Annotated in this window: 21 protein-coding genes; 13 read left to right on the top strand and 8 right to left on the bottom strand. The window is 39.2% G+C overall.

The genetic code is table 11. The features are described from left to right. Nucleotides 1-78: 78 nt before the first annotated feature. The 3 genes from lepB to EHQ59_RS07070 are packed head-to-tail and all read left to right on the top strand — an operon-like array spanning nt 79 to nt 4328. Nucleotides 79-627 carry a signal peptidase I gene (gene lepB / locus EHQ59_RS07080; protein WP_244245436.1) on the top strand — a complete coding sequence of 183 codons (549 nt, stop codon included), beginning with the start codon at nt 79-81 and terminating at the stop codon, nt 625-627. Nucleotides 628-629: 2 nt separating this feature from the next. Continuing rightward, nucleotides 630-2441, top strand: a complete 1812-nt coding sequence (locus EHQ59_RS07075; protein ID WP_135618704.1) for a penicillin-binding protein — start codon at nt 630-632, stop codon at nt 2439-2441. Next, nucleotides 2442-4328 carry a motility associated factor glycosyltransferase family protein gene (locus tag EHQ59_RS07070; protein WP_135618702.1) on the top strand — a complete coding sequence of 629 codons (1887 nt, stop codon included), beginning with the start codon at nt 2442-2444 and terminating at the stop codon, nt 4326-4328. It abuts the gene before it with no gap. Here the strand turns inward: EHQ59_RS07070 and EHQ59_RS07065 are convergent. The 6 genes from EHQ59_RS07065 to EHQ59_RS07040 form a co-directional block, all read right to left on the bottom strand. Continuing rightward, entirely contained in the window at nt 4318-5385 is a 1068-nt protein-coding gene (locus EHQ59_RS07065) for an OmpA family protein (protein WP_135618700.1), read from the bottom strand. The two genes, EHQ59_RS07070 and EHQ59_RS07065, sit on opposite strands and share 11 nt — an antisense overlap. 62 nt (nt 5386-5447) lie before the next feature. Next, entirely contained in the window at nt 5448-6944 is a 1497-nt protein-coding gene (locus tag EHQ59_RS07060; RefSeq protein WP_135618698.1) for a sigma 54-interacting transcriptional regulator, read from the bottom strand. Nucleotides 6945-6948: 4 nt separating this feature from the next. Next, nucleotides 6949-8076, bottom strand: a complete 1128-nt coding sequence (prfB, locus tag EHQ59_RS07055; protein ID WP_135618696.1) for a peptide chain release factor 2 — start codon at nt 8074-8076, stop codon at nt 6949-6951. 23 nt (nt 8077-8099) lie between these two features. Then, nucleotides 8100-8939, bottom strand: a complete 840-nt coding sequence (locus EHQ59_RS07050) for a hypothetical protein (protein WP_135618694.1) — start codon at nt 8937-8939, stop codon at nt 8100-8102. After that, nucleotides 8940-10217, bottom strand: coding sequence for a phosphoribosylamine--glycine ligase (gene purD, locus EHQ59_RS07045; RefSeq protein ID WP_135618692.1), 1278 nt, complete (start codon nt 10215-10217; stop codon nt 8940-8942). Further along, the gene (locus EHQ59_RS07040; RefSeq protein ID WP_135618691.1) at nt 10207-12891 is read right to left on the bottom strand and encodes a valine--tRNA ligase; all 2685 of its coding nucleotides are present in this window, start codon (nt 12889-12891) and stop codon (nt 10207-10209) included. The genes purD and EHQ59_RS07040 overlap by 11 nt, the downstream gene beginning before the upstream one ends. Nucleotides 12892-13009: 118 nt before the next feature. On the opposite strand from EHQ59_RS07040, the gene EHQ59_RS17705 reads away from it, so the two are divergent. The 7 genes from EHQ59_RS17705 to EHQ59_RS07010 all read left to right on the top strand — a co-directional run bounded on the left by EHQ59_RS17705 (nt 13010) and on the right by EHQ59_RS07010 (nt 17919). Further along, nucleotides 13010-13159: a hypothetical protein gene (locus tag EHQ59_RS17705; RefSeq protein WP_012387282.1), complete on the top strand. Its 150-nt coding sequence runs from the start codon at nt 13010-13012 to the stop codon at nt 13157-13159. Nucleotides 13160-13190: 31 nt separating this feature from the next. Then, nucleotides 13191-13637, top strand: coding sequence for a thioredoxin family protein (locus EHQ59_RS07035; protein WP_135618689.1), 447 nt, complete (start codon nt 13191-13193; stop codon nt 13635-13637). Between the two features lie 43 nt (nt 13638-13680). Next, the gene (locus EHQ59_RS07030; protein ID WP_244245429.1) at nt 13681-14352 is read left to right on the top strand and encodes a hypothetical protein; all 672 of its coding nucleotides are present in this window, start codon (nt 13681-13683) and stop codon (nt 14350-14352) included. An 18-nt stretch (nt 14353-14370) separates the two neighbouring features. Further along, nucleotides 14371-14841 carry a GNAT family N-acetyltransferase gene (locus EHQ59_RS07025; protein ID WP_135618685.1) on the top strand — a complete coding sequence of 157 codons (471 nt, stop codon included), beginning with the start codon at nt 14371-14373 and terminating at the stop codon, nt 14839-14841. Further along, on the top strand, nt 14801-15649 hold the full coding sequence (locus EHQ59_RS07020) for a metallophosphoesterase (RefSeq protein WP_135618683.1): 849 nt from the start codon (nt 14801-14803) through the stop codon (nt 15647-15649). The genes EHQ59_RS07025 and EHQ59_RS07020 overlap by 41 nt, the downstream gene beginning before the upstream one ends. 109 nt (nt 15650-15758) lie before the next feature. After that, nucleotides 15759-17177: a flavin-containing monooxygenase gene (locus EHQ59_RS07015; RefSeq protein WP_135618681.1), complete on the top strand. Its 1419-nt coding sequence runs from the start codon at nt 15759-15761 to the stop codon at nt 17175-17177. Further along, on the top strand, nt 17134-17919 hold the full coding sequence (locus EHQ59_RS07010; RefSeq protein ID WP_135618679.1) for a M23 family metallopeptidase: 786 nt from the start codon (nt 17134-17136) through the stop codon (nt 17917-17919). The genes EHQ59_RS07015 and EHQ59_RS07010 overlap by 44 nt, the downstream gene beginning before the upstream one ends. Nucleotides 17920-18002: 83 nt before the next feature. Here EHQ59_RS07010 and EHQ59_RS07005 read toward each other — a convergent pair whose 3' ends face one another. After that, nucleotides 18003-18314, bottom strand: coding sequence for a hypothetical protein (locus EHQ59_RS07005; RefSeq protein ID WP_135618677.1), 312 nt, complete (start codon nt 18312-18314; stop codon nt 18003-18005). A gap of 80 nt (nt 18315-18394) precedes the next feature. Continuing rightward, nucleotides 18395-20053, bottom strand: a complete 1659-nt coding sequence (locus EHQ59_RS07000) for a sodium:solute symporter family protein (protein WP_244245428.1) — start codon at nt 20051-20053, stop codon at nt 18395-18397. 119 nt (nt 20054-20172) lie between these two features. On the opposite strand from EHQ59_RS07000, the gene EHQ59_RS17700 reads away from it, so the two are divergent. From EHQ59_RS17700 to EHQ59_RS06990, 3 genes are all read left to right on the top strand, one after another. Beyond that, nucleotides 20173-20316: a hypothetical protein gene (locus EHQ59_RS17700; RefSeq protein WP_167481391.1), complete on the top strand. Its 144-nt coding sequence runs from the start codon at nt 20173-20175 to the stop codon at nt 20314-20316. A 118-nt stretch (nt 20317-20434) separates the two neighbouring features. Further along, nucleotides 20435-21607 carry an ACP S-malonyltransferase gene (locus EHQ59_RS06995; RefSeq protein ID WP_135618675.1) on the top strand — a complete coding sequence of 391 codons (1173 nt, stop codon included), beginning with the start codon at nt 20435-20437 and terminating at the stop codon, nt 21605-21607. Next, complete coding sequence (locus tag EHQ59_RS06990; protein WP_135618673.1) at nt 21607-22563, top strand: helix-turn-helix transcriptional regulator; 957 nt, start codon at nt 21607-21609, stop codon at nt 22561-22563. Before EHQ59_RS06995 ends, EHQ59_RS06990 begins: the two co-directional genes overlap by 1 nt. Nucleotides 22564-22569: the final 6 nt, after the last annotated feature.

Raw genomic sequence — 22569 nt, 5'->3', positions numbered from 1 at the left:
AATGATTTTTATCGTTTTTTGATGGATATGGAAACAGAAACTTTAGGCCCCAATTGGTGGTTCAAATGCAAACGATACATGAGAAGAGGTCTCTTCGTCTTCATATTTCTCTGTTTCCTACTGTTTGTCCGAATCTTTTTATTCCAAATTTATTCCGTCCAAGGAAATTCCATGTATCCTACCTTGGAACATGGTTCCATCGTATTTGTTTGGAAAGGTGGATTTGCCATCTCGGCCAAATTTTTTGGAACAGAATTATTGTACACAGACCCAAATATCCAAAAATTAGATTTGGTGTTATTTGTAAGCCAAGAGGATGAACTTGTCGTCAAACGTGTGATAGGTTTACCTGGGGAATTTTATTCCATTGAATCTGGAAGAGTTCTCATAGACTCCAAGGAACTTTTGGAAAATTACCTTCCCAAAGGAACGTATACAAGTGAACCTTCTACTTCGGTATTTTTAAACCGACACCATTCTCCCTTTCTTGCCATGGACAAACAAGGTAGGATTCCTCCTGGATATTATTTACTGCTTGGTGACAATCGTCAGTATTCTACTGACTCAAGATCCTTTGGGCTTGTTCCCGTTGAAAAAATCAAAGGAAAGGTAGTCTTTTATTTTTAACAATGACAGAATACAAACTTCGTTTTAAGTACATCTTTTATTTTATTGTATCGTTATTTGTCGTTTTGATTTTCCGAGTGGTGTATCTCACCTACTTCAACGAAAATATCATCAATCTAAAAGCAAATAAATTTGTCCAAAGGGGAACGATCTACGATCGAAGAGGGATTGAACTTGCAATCTCTAGAGAATCAGCAACTGTAGGAATTGATCCATCCAATATCTATGATCCCGAACTCACCGCACAAGAGTTAGGTCCTGTTCTTGGCATTCCCACAAACAAGTTAATGGATACCATTCGGGATAAACAAAATTATTTTTTGTTAAAACGAGAAATCGAATTATCAAAAGCGGAAAAAATCAAAACTCTTTCCTTACCAGGAGTTCGAGTTGAAAAAGAATACAAACGGATTTACCCCCAAGGAAGTTTAGCGGCAAGCTTACTTGGATTTACAGGATATGATGATGATAAAGCCCTCTCTGGTCTTGAGATGTTATACAACCTGGAATTATTGTCTACACCTGATGCGGAATCTACAAAAGGAAATAATGTACACCTAACAATTGATAGTATCATTCAATACCGATTGGAAAAATCCTTACAAAAAGCATTTGTTCAAACTGCTTCCAAACGTGGCATTGGGATGATCATGGATACAGAAACAGGAAAAATTTTAGCTATGGCTTCGTTTCCCAGTTTTGATCCCAACCACTTCCAAGATTTTCCTGTGGAATCTCATACCAATTGGTCGATCCGCCATGTGTATGAACCAGGATCCACCATGAAAATTTTCATCGCACTTATGCTTTTAAATGAAGGGAAAATTCTTCCTGGAGAACGATTCCACTGTCCCGGATACATTGAAATTGGAAAAACTGTCATACGTTGTACGGATAACCATGGTCATGTCAACTTAGATGAAATTTTACAATACTCTTGTAATGTGGGGATCATCAAAGCGGCTCAAAAAATTGATGAGGCAACTTACTACCGTTATTTGGAGAGTTTCAAGTTTGGAAAACGAACTAATTTTTCCATCCACGAAGCCAAAGGATACCTTCCACCTCAAAACAAATGGAATAAAAGTACACCTTATTTTATGTCGATTGGCCAAGGAGTTTCTGTCACACCCATCCAACTCATTACTGCGGCAGCAGCTGTTGTCAATGGTGGAATTTTATTTGAACCTTCGGTTGTTTCTCAAATCACCAATTCTTATGGCGAGTTAGTTCACGAATTTTCCACCAAATCAGAGTTAATTGGAGTTAAGCCTGGTGCGGCAGCAAAAACTCTGAACGCGATGGGAAAAGCAGTGTCTCAAGGGACAGGTAAAAAAGCTTACTTAGAAAACTACTTTATCGCGGGGAAAACAGGAACGTCTCAAAAAGCAAAAGCAGGAGAAGGTTACCAAGCAGGTTTGTTTACCGCAAGTTTTCTCGGATTTTTTCCTGCCGAAAAACCAAAGTATGTTGGTCTGATTGTTTTTGATGAACCAGGTGGTGAATCTCATACGGGTGGTGGAATTGCCGCTCCTGTGTTTAGAGAAGTTGTGGAAAGTATCATTCCCATTGTGGAACGCAGTGAAAAAGCATTGGTTTACCGTTTACAAAATCAAAAAAACAAAATCTTTAAATTGGATCCAAAACAAATGCCTGATCTAACAGGTCTGACTGCTTCTGAAGTGATCCAAGTATTCAAACAATTAAAACTGAAGTATACACTGGAAGGATCTGGTTTTGTCAAATCACAAGATCCCAAACCCAACTCTCCTCTCTCTCCTGGTCTCAATGTAAAAATTGTTTTGGAACCGTAAGTGAACGAATCCTTTCTTTCCAAAAATTTAGCAAGTCTGCCTTCCTCTGTATCTGATACTATCCAAACAGAAAATTCTATGTTGGAAGGAACTCATTACAAACGAGTTTTATCCAAAACGGGAGAAGATACCTTAGTCATTGATGGAGTTTGGATTCATAGTCAATTTGATCCCAAAAAAGAGGCTCTACGATTTGTATCCGAACTTCCCCATGATGGAACCGAACGCATTTATCTGTTGTTTGGTGCAGGAATTGGTTATATCATTCCCTATTTATTAGAACGACCCAAGGTAACCATCCTATGGATGGAACCATTTCCTTTTTTGATCCGAGAGGCCTTGTTAAAGTTTGATTTCTCGGAAGCATTTTTATCGGAAAAACTTGTCCTCATCACAGGGGAACATTTAGAAGACCAACTCACCGAAGCAGTCAAAGGAAAAGGAACCCATCCCATTAGTTTTGTCCCACACAGAGGTTCTTGGCAATGGAAAGAAAGCGAATATCACAAACTAAAACTCATCGCCGAACAGATGTTTCACAAAAAAGATGTGAATTTAGCCACGCTCACTCGATTTGAAAAAATTTGGGCAAAAAACATCTGTTATAACTTACCAGAATTGTCTAATTTTCGACCTGTTTCTGATTTGTTTGGAATTGCCAGCGGTATAAACATTGTGATTGCCTGCGCGGGTCCAAGTTTGTCCGAGTCGATTCCGGATCTTCAAAAATACCGCAAACAATTCCTTTTGCTAGCCGTTGACACTGCCGTTCCAATTCTCACTTCCTTTGGTGTGGATCCTGATTTGATTTATTCGGTCGACCCACAAGCGTTGAATAGTCAGTACTTAGAAGATTACCAAGGCAAAGGGATTTTGATTTTTGATCCCACTTCTACTTACTTAAGTTTGCGATTAGACAAAGGACCAAACAAAGGTTTTGTGACTTCTTCCCCATTTCCTCTCCTCCAATTATTGGAAAAAACTTCCACAGGTGAAATTGGTTCTGTTCCTTTTGGTGGTTCTGTTTCCACAAATGCCGCAAGCCTTGGAACACTCATGGGTGCAGAGAAAGTGTATTTGGTTGGTCAAGACTTAAGTTTTACGAAAGGTCTCGCTCATTCCAAAGGTGCAGTCCTTGAAGAAAGACTCAACTACTTAGAATCGAGAAAATTTCGTAGAGAAAAACACAATTACAAACAACTATTTGCCCTGCCTCAAAAACAAGTTTTGGGAATTCAAAATGAAACCTATATCACCAATGAAAAGATGTTAATTTTCAAAAAATGGTTTGAAGATCATACAAAAGAAAACCCATGGATCAACTTAACTAAGTTTGGTGCCAAATTGGAAGGTATGGAACATTCTGTGTTTGAAAAAGAATTTGTTCGTGATGGCAAAATCCAAGAAAAACAAATCGAATCTGTGACACAGGTCAAAAATTTGATTCAATCCAAACTAAAAGAAAACAATTCTTTTTTTGACAGGACACAACTCACAAAGGACATCCAAACTACGATCAATTCGTTAATAGAATTTGGAATCCTCGTCAAACAAGGTTTTCATGTCTCACGAAGAATTTACCAACAAATCCAAAAAAACCAAATCAATCCCAAAACCTTCTCTGAAGATATCAAACAAATGGACGGAATTGATGAATTGGTTTCAGAGAAAAAAGGGTTAAATGAGATATTGAGTTTGGGGATCCAAAGAGTGATTTTAACTATCACAGAAGGTTATGATGACCATTTGAGTTTGGAAGAAAAAGAAAATTTGCAACTCGGTGTGGCAAAAAAATCATTATTATTATACGAAGGTTTGTATGAGTCCGTTCGTTCCACCAAACGGATGCTCACTAAATCCTTGTATCGATTAGAATCTAATCTTTAGGAAGGACGGATAAAACGGTAAAGTCTACCCTTCTATTTTTGATGCGCCCTACTTCTGTTTGATTAGTATCAATTTCAGCTGTTTCGCCAAACCCTCGGTAGTCGAGTTGGTTTGCATTCACACCATTTTTGATCAGTTCGTCATAAATGAATTTTGCACGTTCGTCTGACAAAATTTTGTTTTCGTCCATTTCTCCGATAAAACATGTATGGCCCTTCACTCGAATTTTGATCCCAGGATAGGATTTGAGAGCTTCGGCAAGAGTTGCAATTTTGTCTGCTGCTGAATCTTCTGTTGCCATACTTTGTTTGATGAAACGAATTTGTAAGTCATTGATATAACGAATCGCTTTCGCCCTAGAATCAAATTGACTTGAAACCTTTCCTGTTTGTAAACTCACTCTTTCTAAAGATCGTGAATTGGATTCCTGGCCTTGTGTGGTTTCAGAACTTTGATTGGATGTACCCGTTTGTGTATTTCGGTTACAACTTCTCACACCAAAAAAGAGAAGGATTAGTAAAAATAAAACAATAAGACCAATGAGGATGTATTTACCTATCTGGCTTTGTTTCGGAGTGATTTGGAATTTATTTAAAGCTACCAGTTCGTTGTATTCAGGAGTTGGTTCAACTTCGTAATTCGATTCTTCTCGTGCATCATACATTTCCAAATAAGAAGATTCCGATTCATTTACCGAGATGGATGTCTTTTTAGATCGAGAAGTTTTGGTTTTGGAAGCTGACTCTTTTGCGTTAGATGATTTCGATTGTGTTTTTTTCTTAGCTGCTGGAACAGAAATCTTTGCTGCCCATTTACGAATTTCGGTTCTTAAGTATTCGTCAGCATCAGGAGTGAATTTAAAGTTATCTCGGATGCGTTTGACAGTACGTTTTTCCACATCGGTGTAATCACCACCGTCTTTGATGGCATCAAATAATGTTTTTGCGACGTTTTTGCCAATAGGAGCTTTGCTACGTTTGGTGGCCTTCTCAACGATTTCTAACAATTCATTGTCATATTGTTTACCATTGATGGTACGGTAATAACTTTCTGCCACTTCGAAGCTCCTTTCTAATACTATCGACCAATACGGCGTATCGATCCATTCTTTTCTTATAATTAGGTGCTGAATCCGTCCAGAAATTGGTTATTTTTGAGCTTATATTGCAAAGATCCGCGACTGATGCCCAAAAGTTTTGCGACCTCTTCTTGAGTTGTGGCTCTTTGGAAGGCCTCTTTGATCCAAATGGCCTCAAGTTTTTCAATCGCTAAGTTTAAAGATAAGTTCTCCGCTGGTGTGAGAATTTCAGTTCCTTGGCCAAATCCTGAAACTTTGCCACGAGTTTCCTCTTCTCGTTTGCCATCTTGTTGGAAAGAATAGGGTTCGAGTACTGTCTCTTGAGGAACAAGAACTGCATATTGAATCACACTTTGTAATTGCCTAACATTTCCACTCCAAGGCATACCAGTTAATGCTTTCAGCGCCTCAGTGGAGAATGATTTGTTACGAGCATATTGTTTGTTGTATTGGTATAAAAAATGATGAGCCAGAAGTGGAATGTCACCTCTTCTCTCTCGTAACGGTGGCATCCGTAACGGAACTTCTGCTAGACGGTAGTACAAATCCATCGAAAAAGTTTCCTTTTGGATTTCTTCAAGTAAGTCCCGTTTACTTCCCGTAAAAATTCGGATACTAAGTACTTCTTCCTTTTTTTTGGATGTGGGATTAGGGATGATTTTATCACGTAAGGTTTGAAAGAGTTTTGTTTGTAAATTGGGTGGAAGGTCACCGATCGATTCAATGTACAAAGAACCACCGTTTGATTGTTCCAATTTTCCTGGATTAAACATTTTGCCACTGTAACTTCCAAAGAGTTCAGCTTCTAATAATTCATAACTAAGTCCCGAACAATCTACCGTATGAAACGGTGCATTTTTCCTTTGAGAAATATAATGTAGGGCTTTCGCGACTAATTTTTTTCCAGCGCCTTCCTCGCCTATGATCATCACCGAAATATCAGAAGGACCAACTTGGCGAATTCTATGTTTTAAAAATAGAATACTCGGATCATAACCTAAAATTTCTTCAACAGGGTCTTCTTCTCGTTTGGATTTTTCAAATGCTTCTTTCGCAATCCTTTCTTCTAAAATAACAATCGTTAATTGAGAAGCAAAGAGAGTAGCTTGGTTGATGATATCGGGTGAAAAAAAGTTTACTTTGTCTGATTCTAAATTGAGAACTCCCACAACAGAATCTCTGGTAAGAAGAGGAATGGCAAGTTCGGAACGTACTGTTTCAATGAGTTTTACATAATCTTTGTCTAAGGTTACATCGGGAACATACGTGATTTCTCTTGTGGAGGCAGCACGACCCGTCACACCTAAGTTAAAGGGAAGTTTGGCTGCAATTTTTTTCTCCCAATCCATCCCTTTGGCAGCAACAATGGTGAGGACCTTTTCTTCTTGGTCCATAATGGAGATACTTCCCGTTGAGGCACCAAAAAGTGTGAGAGTCATCTCCAAAATGAAATTCAACCGATCCGTAATATTCGGAAGTTGTTGGATTTCTTTTTGGATTTTCCGCAAAGCACCGGAAATATCCTGTTTCACAGACATGGGATTATACTTTAGCGTTTGCCTTCTGGTTTGTCAGGTATTTTAAATAGGCAATGATAAAATCTTCAAGGTCACCATCCATCACGGCATGGACATTTCCTGTTTCAAAATCAGTTCTGTGATCTTTCACCATATTATAGGGATGGAACACATAACTTCGAATTTGTGATCCCCAAGCGATGTCCCGTTTTTCCCCTGCTTTTTTGGCGTTTTCTTCTTCCGCTTTTTGTTTTTCCATTTCGTAAAGACGTGCTTTTAACATCTTCATCGCGGTATCACGGTTTTTGATTTGTGACCTTTCCATCTGGCAAGAGACAACAATTCCAGTTGGAATGTGTGTGATCCGGACAGCAGAATCTGTTGTGTTTACGTGCTGTCCACCCGCACCAGAAGAACGATACACATCCACACGAAGATCTTTCTCTTCGATATTCACTTGGATATCATCATCCACTTCCGGTGTAACATAGACAGAAGCAAAAGAAGTATGCCTACGTTTATTGGAATCAAAGGGAGAAATTCGAACAAGGCGATGAACTCCCGATTCACATTTTAAATACCCAAATGGATGATCCCCTTGGATGTAAAGCGTTGCGTTTTTGATTCCAGCAGTTTCACCTGGTTGGTAATCCACAACTTCTGCACGATAACCTTTTTGTTCACAATAACGAGTGTACATTCGAAGTAACATGTCAGCCCAATCTTGTGATTCGGTTCCACCAGCACCTGGATGGATATTGATAAAGGCTGCTTTTCCATCGTCTTTACCAGAAAGTGCATCTAACATTTGTAAGTTTTCAAATGTTTCAAACATTCTTTCAAAATCATCATTTAATGATTTTAATCCTGCTTCGCCCATTTCTTCAGAAGTGAGTTCAATCAAATCAGGAAAATCCAATAGTTCTTTTTTTAAGTCAAGCCATGGATCCAACTTCAATTGTAATTCGTTTCGTTTTTGAGTTACACTTTTTGCTTGGTCAGGTGAATCCCATAATTTAGGGTCATTTGTCTTTTCAATAAAGGACATCAAGCGGTCATAATCCTCTTGGAAATTTTGTGCTGTCCAATAGGTTTGAAATGATTCTATCATTTCACTTGTTTGTTTTTTTAATTCTTTTAATGATCTATCCATAATGCGTAAATCCGAAGTGTAGATTAAAACAAAGAATCTTTACGTAAACGTTCCACTTCCCATTGGAAAGTTGTTTCTCTCAGTTGTGGAGTATTTCCTTCCACAGTTCCCACAAGAGAATAACTCGATTCTTTTCCATAACTATCAGGCAATCGTTTCAAGATGAATTTTCCTGATTTGATGAGTTCTATCACATGAAGTAAAAATGGATCTTTTTCTTTGCGGCTCATCTCTTCCATTGCATAATAAAATGTAGATAAACCTTTATAAAACCAATCAATGTATTCGTTTTTGCCACGTGGCCAAATTTGTTCCAAACTAATCTCGGATTCTTGCACAAGTGACTTACCTAAAAAAGGTTTTTGTAACACTCGGCATTGGAAATAAATTTCAAAATTTAAATCCCTGTCGCCACCTTTTTCAAAATCCACTCCAATCCAACGAATCCAAGATTTTTTTTCTTTGATGGGAAGCGCTGGAATGAGGGCAAACAAATAACCTTGGTCTTTGAAGATTCGTTCATGTGCTAAATGTTCTAGGATTTCAAGTGGGATCATATAATGACCCTTTGACCATTCAATCACATATGGAATGGATTCTAATAATAAATACTCGGGTGGAGTTTCCGTGCGAGTAATATCACCAAACTGAGTTAAGATGAAGATAAAAGAGAGTAATTCTTGGCGACTTAAACCTGATAAAACACTGACTGAGCCACTTAAATTTTGAAGGGCTCTACGAATCATCAAATGTTGTTGGAGTTGGGTTTGGTTTTCAGATAAAATAATCCCTAGGTGTTTTTCAAAATTGCGAAGTTTAGACCGTTCGCAAGATTTAAAATTTCCTGAGAGACTAAAAGGCACTTACAGAGCTCTCCTACCAATGTCTTTGCGATAAAAGGTATTTGGTGCTTTTATCTTTGTGAGAAATTGATAACAATCATTGATCGCATCTTTTAAACTAGATCCAAAGGATGTGATCCCGAGGATACGTCCACCACTGGCAAGGATGGTTTGATTTTCTTTTTTTGTCCCTGCATGGTAAACCACCACATTTCCTTCGTTTGGTGGGATTTCTAATACCATACCTTTTTCGGGAGAATCAGGATAACCTTTTGCCGCTAGTACAACAATGGCAGATGATCCAGATTTCAATTTTAAATTCCGTTCTGGTAAATTGCCTGTTGCCGATGCATAAAAAATTGGTAAAATGTCTTCATCGAGAAGTCGTAACACACATTGCGTTTCCGGATCACCAAACCTACAGTTGAATTCAACCACATTGGGTTCCCCTTCCTTAGTGATCATGAGACCCACATACAAAAGCCCTTTGTAAGGATGACCTGAGATCCTAAAGTCTTCTAACATTGGTTCGATGATTTTTGACTTTACTTTTGAGAGAACAAGATCCGTAACAATTGGTGCGGGTGCATAAGCTCCCATCCCACCAGTGTTTGGACCAATGTCTCCATCATATGCACGTTTGTGGTCTTGGGCCGCAGGCAAACACATATACCTTTCCCCATCGGTAATGACAAATAAAGAAGCTTCTTCTCCTTCCAAAAAGGATTCAATCACAACTTTGTTTCCACTTTGACCAAATTTGGATTCTAAAAAGATTTCATCTAATGCACGTTTGACGTCCTTTAATTCAAAAGCAACCGTCACACCTTTTCCCGCTGCTAAACCATCCGCTTTGACAACAAGTGGTAACATTTCTTTTTGCGCATAACTCCATGCAGATTCATGGTCTGTAAACACAGCAAAGGAAGCTGTGGGAACTTTTGCCCGTTTCATCATTTCCTTTGCAAAATGTTTACTGCCTTCCACTTGGGCACAATAGGCAGATGGTCCAAAACAAGGGATCCCAACTTCTGCACACCAATCAGCTATTCCATTCACAAGTGGATCTTCTGGACCCACAACCACGAGATTGGTTTTGGAGACCTTTAAATACTCTAAAAATTTGGTTTTATCGGTAATCGAAATTTCATCTGCTTTGAGAAGAAGTTCGGTTGCAAATCCTCCATTTCCAGGGAATACTTTCAAAGATTCCAAAGAATTAGATTTTGAGATCACGTCCGCTAACGCGTGTTCTCTGCCGCCACTTCCGAGTAATAATACTTTATATTTATGTTCCAATTTTTTCTAACGCCCTAATTGTACTTTCTAGTTTCTCTTTCCAAGTATTGTATTTTTCCCTTTCCTTCTCTACCACATCTGGTTTCGCTTTTTCTAAAAAGGAAGGATTGTTGATTTTGTTTTCTAATTTTTCCATTTCTGATTGGATTTGTTTTTTTTCTTTTTCCAATCTTTGTTTTTCTTTTTCAAAATCAAAAATTCCTTCGAGTGGAAGGATAATTTCTCCAATAGAGAATGCACCCACTGAGTCTGTGTTTTTTAATTCATACGAATCTAAAAACTCTAAACTCTCTGCTTTTGAAAGTTGCAGGATGGATTTACTTTCTCGTTCCATCATTTCTTTTAATTCTTTGTTTGCACACTTGAGGATGACCTTACATTTTTTTTCAGGTTTCACTCCGAGCTCTGCGCGCATGTTTCGAATTTTGGTAATGATTTCACGAACAAGTTCCATCCGAACCACAGCAGGGGAAGTATCTGAAACTCCATAGGCTTTTGGAAATTCTGTTTTTGCAAGTTCATTCGACTCAAGAAGGGAATGGATTTCCTCTGTGATGAAAGGCATAAACGGATGAAGTAGTCCGAGTGATTTTTTTAATACACTTACAAGCACTTGGCGTGCTTTCTCCGCAGACTCTGGAGTCACATTTCCATACACACGAGCTTTGGTTAGTTCCAAATACCAATCGCAAAACGAACCCCATACGAAGTCATAAATGGCATTGGCCATTTCAAAGAAAAGGTAACCAGAGTATGCTTTTTCATAACGCTCAAGCATCAAATCAAATTCATGTAAGATCCAAAGGTCCGTGTCTTCCAGTGAGTTTAAATCTGGTTCCTTCGGAGAAAAGTCCTCTGGCAAATTCATAAAAATGAATCGACTGGAATTCCAAATTTTATTACAGAAGGAACGATAACCATCTAACCTGGATTCGTCGAAAAGAATATCTTTTCCTTCTGGCAAAACGGCTGCCAAAAAGAATCGGAAGGAATCCGTTCCGTATTTGGACATCATGTCCAAAGGATCCACTACGTTGCCGAGTGACTTACTAAACTTCTTTCCATCTTTATCGCGAACAAGGCCATGGATGAGCACTTTCTGAAACGGAACATCACCCATAAATTTGAGTCCGTTCATAATCATACGAGCGACCCAAAAGAAAATAATATCAAAACCTGTGACGAGAACAGAAGTGGGATAGTATTGTTTGAGTTCTTCTGTTTTTTCTGGCCAACCAAAAACCGAAAATGGCCAAAGCCCTGAAGAAAACCAAGTATCTAAAACATCTTCGTCTTGTTTGATGGTGTCTGCGGTAACAGAGATTCCTTTTTTCTGAAAGAGAGAAATTGCTTCTTCTAAGGATTCTGCGACCACCATATCACCGTTTGGTGCATAGTAAGCAGGGATTCGGTGTCCCCACCACAATTGGCGAGAGATACACCAATCGCGGATATTTTCCATCCACTCAAAGTAGGTTTTTTCCCACATCTTAGGTTGGAACTGAACCTTTCCTGATTTCACAACATCAATTGCTGGTTTGGCTAGGGATTCAATTTTCACAAACCATTGCGTAGATAACAATGGTTCGATGACAGCGCCACCTCTTTGGTTGTGGCCGACACTGTGGACATGGGTTTCTATTTTTTCAATATAACCTTTGGATTCTAATTCTTCTACCACACGTTTTCGTGCTTCAAAACGATCTAACCCATTGTATTTCCCTGCAAATGAATTTAGGGTTCCATCCAGATTCATAATGTTGATCGGTGTGAGTTTTAAACGTTGGCCCGCTTCATAGTCATTCGGGTCATGAGCTGGTGTGATTTTCACAAGGCCTGATCCAAACTCTTGGTCTACAAAGGAATCAAAGAGAACAGGAATTTCTTTTTCCGCAATGGGCAAAAATACAAACTTGTCTTTTAATCCCGAGTAACGTTTGTCATCTGGATGTGCACAAACTGCCACGTCTCCAAACATGGTTTCCGGTCTTGTGGTAGCCACCACAATGTATTCCCCAGGATTCAAAGATTTTGGATCTTTGGATTTGAACTCCGCTTTTGGGTATCTAATATGGTAAAGTTTGCCTTGTTTTTCTTTGTACTCTACTTCAATGTCGGAAATGGCAGTTTTGGTAACAGGGCACCAATTGATGATTCGTTCCCCACGGTAAATCAAACCCTCATCAAACAGTGTGCGAAACACTTTGATCACGGCTTTGGATAAACCTTCATCAAAGGTAAAACGTTCTTTCGACCAATCAACCGACTCACCGAGTAACCGTTGTTGTTTGGCGATCATTCCACCTGAGTGTGCTTTCCACTCCCAAACTTTTTCGATGAATTCTTCGCGAGTAAAATCGGTTCTGGATTTCCCTTTTTTCGCTAACTCACGTTCTACGACAACTTGTGTCGCAATTCCAGCATGGTCCATCCCTGGAACCCATACCACGTTTTTCCCTTTTTTACGTTCTATGCGGATGATGATGTCTTGGATGGTATGATTGAGAGCGTGCCCAATGTGCAAATTCCCTGTGACATTCGGTGGAGGGATGACGATGGAAAAAGTTTCTTTGCGTGAAGTATCAGGAGCAAAGGTTTTTTTTTCTTCCCAGATTTGGTTCCACTTTGGTTCTACAGATTCGGGATCATAACGGTCGGGTAGATGTGATTTCATAGGGTCGATCGATTTCTTGGACTTTACTATGTTTCGTGATGAGTTTAGGGGTCAAGGATGAAACACGAACCTTTAGGTTCGCATTGACAGAAAGCTGGACTAAAAGAATCTGGTCGGCATGAACGCAAAAACAGCAAAAATCCTCGGCAAATATGCAACCTTCAAAGGTGTTTCAGAGAAACAATTGAAACGTGATTGGTTGTCTCTTTCTCACATCGAGAAAGACAAAAAAAGACAAGAAATCCTAAAAGAAATCGCAAAGAAATAATCGAAGCGGAAGGGTTCTTCCGCATTTTTTTATGGAACACCGATTCCAAAAGACGCTCTCACTACTCTTTTTGAGTATCGCACTCACCTTTACTTCTGGCTGCTCCAAACAAAGAGACATAACTCTCGACCAATACGAGTCCTCCTTAGCGCAGGCACAAACACAAAACCGAAAACTGATCGTGATCTTTGGTGCCGATTGGTGCCCCGACTGTAGGGCATTAGATGGGATTTTGGCAGAACCAGATACAAAAGCCATCCTCGATGCAGAATTTGTCATGATGAAAGTAGATGTGGGTCGATTTGACAAAAACCTCAGTCTAAATGAAAAATTAGGTGATCCCATTCAAAATGGAATTCCCGCTTTGGTTGTTTTGTCTCCGAAAGGAGAATTCATCACTTCCACAAAAGGTGGAGAATTCTCTAACGCAAGTAAGATGACCAAAGAACAAGTGTTAGAGTATTTGTATCAATTATAAGATCGGAACAAATTTTATCGATGCAAGAGAATGAGTATCGTTGGTGAAATGGCTTGGGAGAGATCTAAATCGTTTTGAATCCACATTCGATCATGGTAACATTACAAAATTGATGCAAAACAAAGAGTTAGATTTTCACCAGTTCACAGTGACACAAACTTTTAAAAAAGGACTAGATATGAAACCACAACCCATTTCCCTCATAGACCTAAGATTCCGCAAATTTTTTCGATTTATTTTTGTTGGTTTCGTATTACTAGGAGCCCTTTCCACTCACCTAAGAGCAGAAGAAATCACACCTCCCACACTGAATATTGGTGACTCACTCCCGGAAATTTCCTATACCAACCAATGGGAAGAACCAAGTCCCATTCCAAAAGAAACAACAAAAGTATTGTTCATTTCCGATATGGACGCAAGTAAAATCGTCCATCCTATCTTGGAGAAAGAAGAAAAAGGATATTTAGATTCCAAACAAGCGGTTCTCATATCCGACATTCATAGAATGCCAAGCCTCATCACAAAATTTGTGGCCCTTCCTAAAATGAAATCCTATCCATATACACTTCGTTTGGTGAGAGAAGAAAAAATTGCTGATCCCTTCCCAAGAACAAAAGGTTCAGTGACCATGATCCAATTGAAACAAGGGAAAATTACGAAAATTGAAATTTCGAATCGGGAAGAAGAAATAAAAAAGTTTTTAGATGGGAAGTAATTAAAGTAATTAAGTTTAATGAAAAAAGTTCAGTATCGTAGCGGAAACAAAGATGATCTTTTCCAATTACAAAAACTATTTGTTGAATCCATCCTCAATATTTGTAGCAAAGATTATACGGAGGCACAAATTAAAAAATGGGCTTCAGGATCGAAGGATGAAAAACGATGGGAAGAAATCATAAGCCAACAATTGGTTATTGTAGCAGAATCCAATCAATCCATCATTGGGTTTGGTACATTGGACCGCCAAAACTGTATTGATTTACTTTATGTAAGTTCTAAATACTTGAGATTAGGGATCGCAAAACAAATTTGTCTCCGATTGGAGAAAGATGCCATTGACAGAGATGTAAAAAAACTCGTATCCCATGTGAGCATAACCGCAAGGCCTTTTTTTGAATCTCTTGGTTTTGATTTGGTGAGGGAAAATTTAATCAAACGAGATGATGTTGAATTTAAGAATTATACCTTTGAAAAGAATCTTTAAATTCATATTCTTTATTCTACTCATCCTATTTCTAAATTCATTCATTTGGGAACGATATTATGTTCGTTTTCCCGTCTACGAAATTGAATCCACAAAAATACCGAAGAGTTTCGATGGGTATAAAATCGCAGTCGTATCAGACTTACATTATGGATTTCTGAACCCAGAATTTTGGATTCGGTATGTCATTGAATCTACGAATCACCAAAATCCAGATCTCATAGTTGGGTTAGGTGATTATGTAAAAAAAAGAAATTTTGATGAAGAACTTTTATCTGTTTGGAAATTACTCCCACTTCTGAAAGCGAAAGATAAAGAAGTTTTTGTCAATGGAAATCATGACCACTGGGCGAACCATTTGCTCTCTCTTCGTTTATTAGAAGAAAGTCAAAAATCAATACGGAACCAAACCATCGAGATCAAACGCGGGGATGAGAAAATCATTTTAGGGGGACTAGGCGATTTTTGGGAAGACCATATCCCGATCGATCAAATCTTCCAACACAGTGATCCAAAACAATTCCGCATTGCGATTGCACACAATCCTGAATCAGCAGATTCAACACATAGAGAATCCATAGACCTTTTTATCACTGGCCATACCCATGGTGGGCAAGTTCGGATTCCTTTCCTTCAACTTTCACCAGTCCTTCCCGTTCAAAACAAAAACTATGATTTAGGGATTCAACATTCCATTTTGAATGAAATGGTTTTTATTTCTGCTGGGATTGGATGGTCGATCTTACCGATTCGATTCAATTGTCCTTCCGAAGTGCCCATACTTATTTTAAGACACAAAAAAGGTTAGATATCATACTTTTTTTCCAAATAGTCTCAAAATCTACTTGATAACGATGTTCACAATTCTATAAATCTTTCCCAAACGTTCATCTAATCTTGAGTAAGAGAGATCCCTTATGGCACTTCCTAAAGTTTGTGTAATTGGAGCTGGTTCTTCTGGAATCACCGTCATCAAATCCTTAAAAGAACACGGCATTCCGTTTGATTGTTATGAAAAAGGAAGTGATGTGGGTGGCAACTGGCGTTACAAAAATGACAATGGCCTCAGTAATATTTATAAATCCTTACACATCAACACACATAGGGATCGAATGGAATACCGGGATTTTCCAATGCCACCTAACTACCCTGACTATCCCAATCACGAACCCATCCAACAATATTTTTTATCCTATGTAGACCACTTTGGACTTCGCAAACACATCCAATTCAAAAACGGAGTGAAAAAAGCAGAACGGACAGAAGATGGACTTTGGAGGATCACACCAGAAAAAGGACCCACACAAATCTATGATGTGTTAGTTGTTGCGAATGGCCACCATTGGAGTGAACGTTGGCCAGACCCAGCTTTCCCGGGAAAATTTTCTGGTCAAACCATCCATTCCCATTCTTATGTAGACCCAAAAACGCCTGTTAACTGCGAAGGAAAAAACGTAGTGGTTCTTGGTATGGGGAATAGTGCCATGGATATCTCTGTGGAATTATCGAGACCTGGTGTTGCCAAAAAAGTATTTTTGTCAGCAAGGAGAGGGGCTTATGTCATCCCCAATTATCTCTTTGGAAAACCATTAGACAAATTAACCGAATACACTCCGCATTGGGTTCCTTTTTTCATCCAACAAACACTCGCTCACCTACTCATTCGGTTTGGAGTGGGAAAAATGGAAGACTTTGGTTTACCAAAACCAGATCATAAATTTGGATCTGCTCACCCAACTATCTCCCAAGACTTACTCGTGAGACTTGGCCGAGGGGATATCAAACCAAAACCTGTCATCACAGAACTCCGAGGCAAAAAAATTGCCTTTGCCGATGGAACCGAAGAAGAAGCCGATGTTCTCATTTACTGCACAGGATACAATATCAAATTCCCTTTCTTTGAGGAAGATTTTCTCGCAGCACCAAACAACTACATCCCTCTTTATTATAAGATGATGAAACCAGGGATCAATAATTTGTTTTTTGTGGGCCTTATGCAACCGTTAGGTGCCATTATGCCACTTGCCGAATGCCAAGGCAAATGGATTGCTCAATACCTAACGGGAAACTACGTTTTGCCTTCAAAGGAAGAGATGGAGGACTCCATCTTAAAAGATGAGAAGGCGATGAAAAAAAGATACGTGAGTAGCACAAGGCACACGATCCAAGTGGACTATGATAGCTTTTTGTATGAGATGAAAAAGGAAATGGAACGAGGGAAAAAAAGAGCAGGAAAACAAGGAAACCAATTGCCAATCGAAGCACGTGCCATGTACCATTCAGAGAAGAGCCATGGACCTTCGTCTCGCAAACAAAAACAGTTGGTATCCAAGTAAAACAATCCGTTTGTTTCGTTTGTTCCTACACACAATCTGTTTCCTGACCATCCTCATCTTCGGATCTGGTTGTGTGTCCAAAGGGTATTCTTACCAAGGAAATCCACTCTTTGGTTGGATGGAGTCTTCAGGGGAAGTGAGAACAACAGACCCCTTCCCTATCCTCAAACGTTACCCCACATTTCATGCAATAGACTTTGAATTTCCTGTTGGGGGAAAATATGCAGACGGGTATTACTTGGCGCAAAAATTTGGATCCGAAAATGCAAAGTTTGGTGGCAGAAAACACCTAGGCGAAGATTGGAATGCCCTCACGGGTGGTGACTCAGATTATGCAGCTCCGGTCTATGCTTTTGGAAATGGAGTGGTCTCGGAGATTGCCGATTATGGTGGGGGTTGGGGGAAAGTGGTTCGCATTGTCCACCATCAGAACTTGGCAAATGGGAATTTTTATCATTTAGAAACGATATATGCACATCTCCACACCATCGATGTAGAACCAGGCCAACTCGTAAAAAAAACAGAATGGATTGGAACCATTGGTGATGCAGGTGGTAGTTACCCTGCCCACTTACATTTTGAACTTAGGTCGAAAGTGGGTGCACCGTTAGGTGGGGGGTATGGATTGACAACAGATGGATTTTTACCACCAACGCGGTGGCTTATGACATACGGTCCGAAAGAAAAGTCGTTTAGTGAAGAGACCTTCCAATGGATAGGTGAAAAAAATGGAACCTTATAAAAGTTCTCCACAGAATTTGGATGGATTTTTTGGACCTTTGCAAAACAGATTTGCTGATATGAATCTTTAAAACTGAATCCCAATTAAAAACTTCTGAGAAACTCCAACACTTCGTCTTCTTTTTCAGCATTTGTGTCATAAAAATTACAATGAATCTCGTAAAGTCCTTCTTTATCTACCTTCTCTGACTTCAAAGTTTTCACAAGAAAGTCGATCGAACCAGTCATCGAAATCATTTTTAAAGAGATTCTTAAAATCGAAGGCACTTCGATGTCATAAGGATGTAAAAATTTTATCCCTCTGGCACTGATTTGTTTTTTCGAATCATAATCCTTCACAAGTTCCAATTGAACTTCAAACGTAGCTGGAATTTCGGTGTAATGATTTGGCTTCATAGTCTTAGTGTATACTGCAACAAACATAGGATTCAGAATACTCGTATTCAATTACTATTTTGTTACGGATGTATAAATCTTTATGCAAAAAGAACATTAAACCCCGCTAGGAGGACAATTAAGAGGACACCCCAAGCCAAAATCCGCGGGTCCCAAAAGGCATTGGTTTTGTCTCTATCGGCATACACTAACCCATGTAAGTCTCTAGTTTTATCCTCGTTTTCGATGATACTGACAACAACCATCACTAAAAAACAAAACACACCTGAATAAATAGCACCATAAAAATTGGAAACCATATCCGATTTGTAATACAAATATCCGCTCGCATATAAAAAGTAATGGATAAGTCCACTCGCCGTACCAACTAACATCCCATAGAAGGCACTCCATTTGGAAGCTCGTTTCCAAAACATACCCAGTAAAAAAATTGAAATGAGTGGAGCATTAAAAAAGGAAAACAGTAACTGTATGTAATTCATGATGTTTTCAAATTGCATCGCAATGTATGAAGTAAAAATGGCAAACACAACAGCAACCATCGTACTTTGTTTTCCTATTTTTAAATAGGTTTTGTCATCCTTATCTTTGTTGATATAAGTTTGGAAAATATCATATGTAAATATGGTATTCATTGCTGTGACAGAACTAGACATGCCCGCCATAAAGGCAGCGAGTAGTGCCGTGGTACCAAGTCCAAGCATACCCGATGGATAAAAGTTCTTTAATAATATTAAAAAACTTTTATTGTACTCACCATTCATCTCAGTGGAATATTCCGCAAGAGCAATGAGTCCTGGGATCACCGTGAGAAATGGCAAAAACAATTTAAACATCGCACCGATGAGTGGTGTTCTTCTGGCCGCTCGGTAATCTTTGGCTGCCATCGCTCTTTGCACTTCCGCAAACCCACAAGTCCAATAGGAAAAAGACAAAACAAATCCAAGTCCCACAGTGACACTGAGAACATCCCAACCAAGTTCATTTTGTCCACCAGGTAATCCTACCCACATATGTTTGTGAGACTCTGGGATTTTTTGCATGAGACCATCCCAACCACCTAACCTTGTTAAACCGACAATGACCAAGGGAAAGAGCCCGAGCACTGTCAGAAAAAATTGCATCACTTCTGTATAAATGGAAGAACTAAGTCCTCCAAAGTAGGTATAAATGAGAACAATGAGAGCACTGAAAAAAATGGAAAGATGTGGGTTCCAACCAAATAAGGTTTCAAACACAAGGGATAAGGAATAAAGATAAATCCCGGAACCAAGTGCAAGTGATAACAATGTGATGAGTGAATTCACAAGATGGGCGGGTCTATTAAAACGATATCGTAAGTATTCGGGTACACTTCGTATCTTTGTGGAATAATAAAACGGCATCATAAAGATCCCAAGAAAGATCATGCCTGGAATGGCACCGAGGTAATAAAAATGAAAGGTCAAAAACCCGTATTCTGCCCCACTCGCACTCATTCCTAACAATTCTAAGGCGGAAATATTGGCCGAAATGAACGCAATCCCAGTGATCCAACTCGGGATTTTCCGTCCTGCGAGTAAAAAATCAGTAGAATGGTTCATGGATCGTTTCAAAAGCACCCCAATCACCACCATAAAACCAACAAAAACAAGAATGATCGCGTAATCAATGGGGCCGAGGGCAACAAACATAGGTTTGAAAGGGAACCCGAGAAAAAAAGTTTGTAAAGTGGAAATCGAAGGAGAAGCACCTGGCATCTGGCCAATTATTTCCTTAAAAATTTTCCAAAGTCGCCGACAAACCTAGTAACACGTTCTTTGAAAAAGACTTTTCGAATTATGTCACATTGCTAGATTCGGAACCATCTGGAGGATCTATGTTCTACCTTCTTTTAGCCCTTCTCCACGAAGATTATGCTTCTGGGAGAATTGATTTTGCGACCTATTTTGAGAATACGGTCCTCCTTGCCCTCGACCACGAACGCATCAAAACCAACTTAGAACAAAGCAAAGCCGCCTAAATCTAAGCCTCACATCCAATTCCTGGGGGTGTACAACCAGTCCTTCCAGGAATTTTCTCCTTGTTCTGGGAAGTCCTCTCTGTACGGTAACAGAAAAATCATTTCTCAGGAAAATCCAATGACTTCGGCAAAACTCCTTACCGGTACCCTCCAAAATTCGCAAAAATTTTTCCTTCAATTCGGAGGACAGGGTTCCCCTTACCTCAAAGAACTCGTAAAATTGTATGCAGAACCAGATCTAAAAGAATTTTTCGAAACTAGTTTCAAAACTCTTGGTGAAATCGCGGCTCGTGATGGAAAAAACCCTCTCCTAAACGAAGGACTTGATTTTAAATCATGGATTGAAAATCCAGATGCAGCGCCAAACGAAGATTATTTGGCTCGCGCTCCGATTTCTGTTCCTGGGATCTTTATGACCCAAATTGCAAACTATGTTTTGGTTTCCAAACGTGGTTATCCTACAGCAGACCTTATGAAAGCAACTGGTGCCGTGAGTGGCCATAGCCAAGGGGTAATTGCTTCTGCTCTTGTGGGTCTTGGAAAAGAAGGCGCTGACTTCTTAAAAGCTTACTCTGACTTCTTAAAATTCGTTTTTTATCTTGGGTTCAACGGCCAAAAAGTATATCCTAACTTCCAAGTTTCCGAAGACATCGTCAAAGAAAACGAAGCAAACGGTGACAAAAACCCAGCACCAATGGTCGCTGTGATTGGTTACACAAAAGACGAACTCGAAGACCGAGTGAAAAAAACAAACGAATCTCTTGGACTCAAAGGACAAGACACAGTGTTTATCTCTCTTTACAACACTCCAGATTCCATGATTCTTTCCGCTCTTCCTTCTTCTCTATTAGCATTTCGTAAACAATGGAAAGCAGAAATGGACGAGAAAAAATTTAAGTTTGTCTACTTAAAAACAACTGCACCTTTCCACTGTCCATTTATGGAATCTTCACTTGATAAATTCAATGCAGAAGATGCATCTGTGGTTCCTTTCCCATACACTGGTGCTGATTTAAAAGTTCCTGTGTTTAGCATCTATGATGGTCACAACTTACAAAAAGATGGAAACCTTCGTGACATCCTCTTCAAAATGGTACTCATTGAACCACTTTACTGGGATTTGGCGATTGCTCCTGTACTCAATGACAGTGCCATCACAACGATCATTGACTTTGGACCAAGTGTTGTGAGCCAAAGACTCACAGGTGGACACCTCAAAGCAAAAAACATCGAAAAACAATCTTTATGCGCTTCTAACGCAAAAGAACTAAAGGTGATTCTCGAAGTTTAATGAATCCTTCCACAGCTCGGGCCGCTTCTAAATTAAACCTAATTCGCCTTCTGGCTTCCCACCCAGAAGGATTGTCTTTAGAAGAAATCCAAGGAGTGACAGGACACAAATCCATCAACTCTCTCAAAAAAGATTTGGGAGAGTTGTATATGATTGAGATGTATCCTTACTCACCAACAGATGCTGTGGATTTAGACTTTGATGGGGATAAGGTAAAAATCAGACTCCCCATCGCTGTTGACTCTGCTCTTCCCCTATCCCCAAAGGAATGGGTCGCACTTCGCTCATTACTTCTCTCCGATACAGAAGAAAAAGATCCCACAATCAAACAATCCATCTTACAAAAAATTGATTCTGTTTTGCCAGCGGGGGAATGGTCTCCCCATCAAAAAACAAAAGAGATCATCCAAGAAGCCATTCGTTCTCAAAAAATACTAACAATTGTTTATTGGAAACGGAACAACAAAGAAAAGGAAACAAGAACCCTTGCTCCTTGGATCCTCCTAGAAGAAAATGAATCTTACTTACTTGCTTATGATGTGAAAAAAGAAGGATTTCGTTCCTTCCGATTGGATTATATTTTAGATGCCACTCTTACAAACGAGTCCTTTCCCAACATACCGAATACTGCTGGTGAGTTTTTAGCAGGTTTCCAACAAAAGTTTCAAACAGAAGAATCATCTGAAACAAATGTAATCCTTTGGGTAACAGATTCTGCATCTTACCATTTGGGTCTCAAACTCCCTTTAAAAGAAACAGGAAACACAAAACAAATTGGAAACACAATGTATCGCCAATTCAAAACTCCGATGCGCGATGAAAATTGGCTTATTCAAACCATACTGGGTTATGGTCCTTCTGTTTTGGTGGCAGAACCAAAAGAAATCAAAGACTCCATCAAACTCCAGTTACAATCAATCTCCCTTGCCAAACACAATGAATCTGTAAACAACTAGAGTCAT

Source organism: Leptospira kemamanensis (genome assembly GCF_004769665.1).
In the GTDB taxonomy this organism is placed as follows: domain Bacteria; phylum Spirochaetota; class Leptospiria; order Leptospirales; family Leptospiraceae; genus Leptospira_A; species Leptospira_A kemamanensis.
Note: the sequence above shows the minus strand (reverse complement) of the source record. Positions and strands in the feature narration are given on the sequence as shown.

Excerpts from the sequence above, each read along its gene's own strand:
- EHQ59_RS17705 (WP_012387282.1), top strand. The coding sequence starts at position 13,010 with ATGAACGCAAAAACAGCAAAAATCCTCGGCAAATATGCAACCTTCAAA.
- EHQ59_RS07000 (WP_244245428.1), bottom strand. The coding sequence starts at position 20,053 with ATGCCAGGTGCTTCTCCTTCGATTTCCACTTTACAAACTTTTTTTCTC.
- EHQ59_RS17700 (WP_167481391.1), top strand. The coding sequence starts at position 20,173 with ATGTTCTACCTTCTTTTAGCCCTTCTCCACGAAGATTATGCTTCTGGG.
- EHQ59_RS07060 (WP_135618698.1), bottom strand. The coding sequence starts at position 6,944 with ATGTCTGTGAAACAGGATATTTCCGGTGCTTTGCGGAAAATCCAAAAA.
- EHQ59_RS06995 (WP_135618675.1), top strand. The coding sequence starts at position 20,435 with ATGACTTCGGCAAAACTCCTTACCGGTACCCTCCAAAATTCGCAAAAA.
- lepB (WP_244245436.1), top strand. The coding sequence starts at position 79 with ATGAGAAGAGGTCTCTTCGTCTTCATATTTCTCTGTTTCCTACTGTTT.
- EHQ59_RS07020 (WP_135618683.1), top strand. The coding sequence starts at position 14,801 with ATGTTGAATTTAAGAATTATACCTTTGAAAAGAATCTTTAAATTCATA.
- EHQ59_RS07010 (WP_135618679.1), top strand. The coding sequence starts at position 17,134 with ATGGACCTTCGTCTCGCAAACAAAAACAGTTGGTATCCAAGTAAAACA.
- EHQ59_RS07005 (WP_135618677.1), bottom strand. The coding sequence starts at position 18,314 with ATGAAGCCAAATCATTACACCGAAATTCCAGCTACGTTTGAAGTTCAA.
- prfB (WP_135618696.1), bottom strand. The coding sequence starts at position 8,076 with ATGGATAGATCATTAAAAGAATTAAAAAAACAAACAAGTGAAATGATA.
- EHQ59_RS07075 (WP_135618704.1), top strand. The coding sequence starts at position 630 with ATGACAGAATACAAACTTCGTTTTAAGTACATCTTTTATTTTATTGTA.
- EHQ59_RS07025 (WP_135618685.1), top strand. The coding sequence starts at position 14,371 with ATGAAAAAAGTTCAGTATCGTAGCGGAAACAAAGATGATCTTTTCCAA.
- EHQ59_RS07035 (WP_135618689.1), top strand. The coding sequence starts at position 13,191 with ATGGAACACCGATTCCAAAAGACGCTCTCACTACTCTTTTTGAGTATC.
- EHQ59_RS06990 (WP_135618673.1), top strand. The coding sequence starts at position 21,607 with ATGAATCCTTCCACAGCTCGGGCCGCTTCTAAATTAAACCTAATTCGC.
- EHQ59_RS07015 (WP_135618681.1), top strand. The coding sequence starts at position 15,759 with ATGGCACTTCCTAAAGTTTGTGTAATTGGAGCTGGTTCTTCTGGAATC.
- EHQ59_RS07040 (WP_135618691.1), bottom strand. The coding sequence starts at position 12,891 with ATGAAATCACATCTACCCGACCGTTATGATCCCGAATCTGTAGAACCA.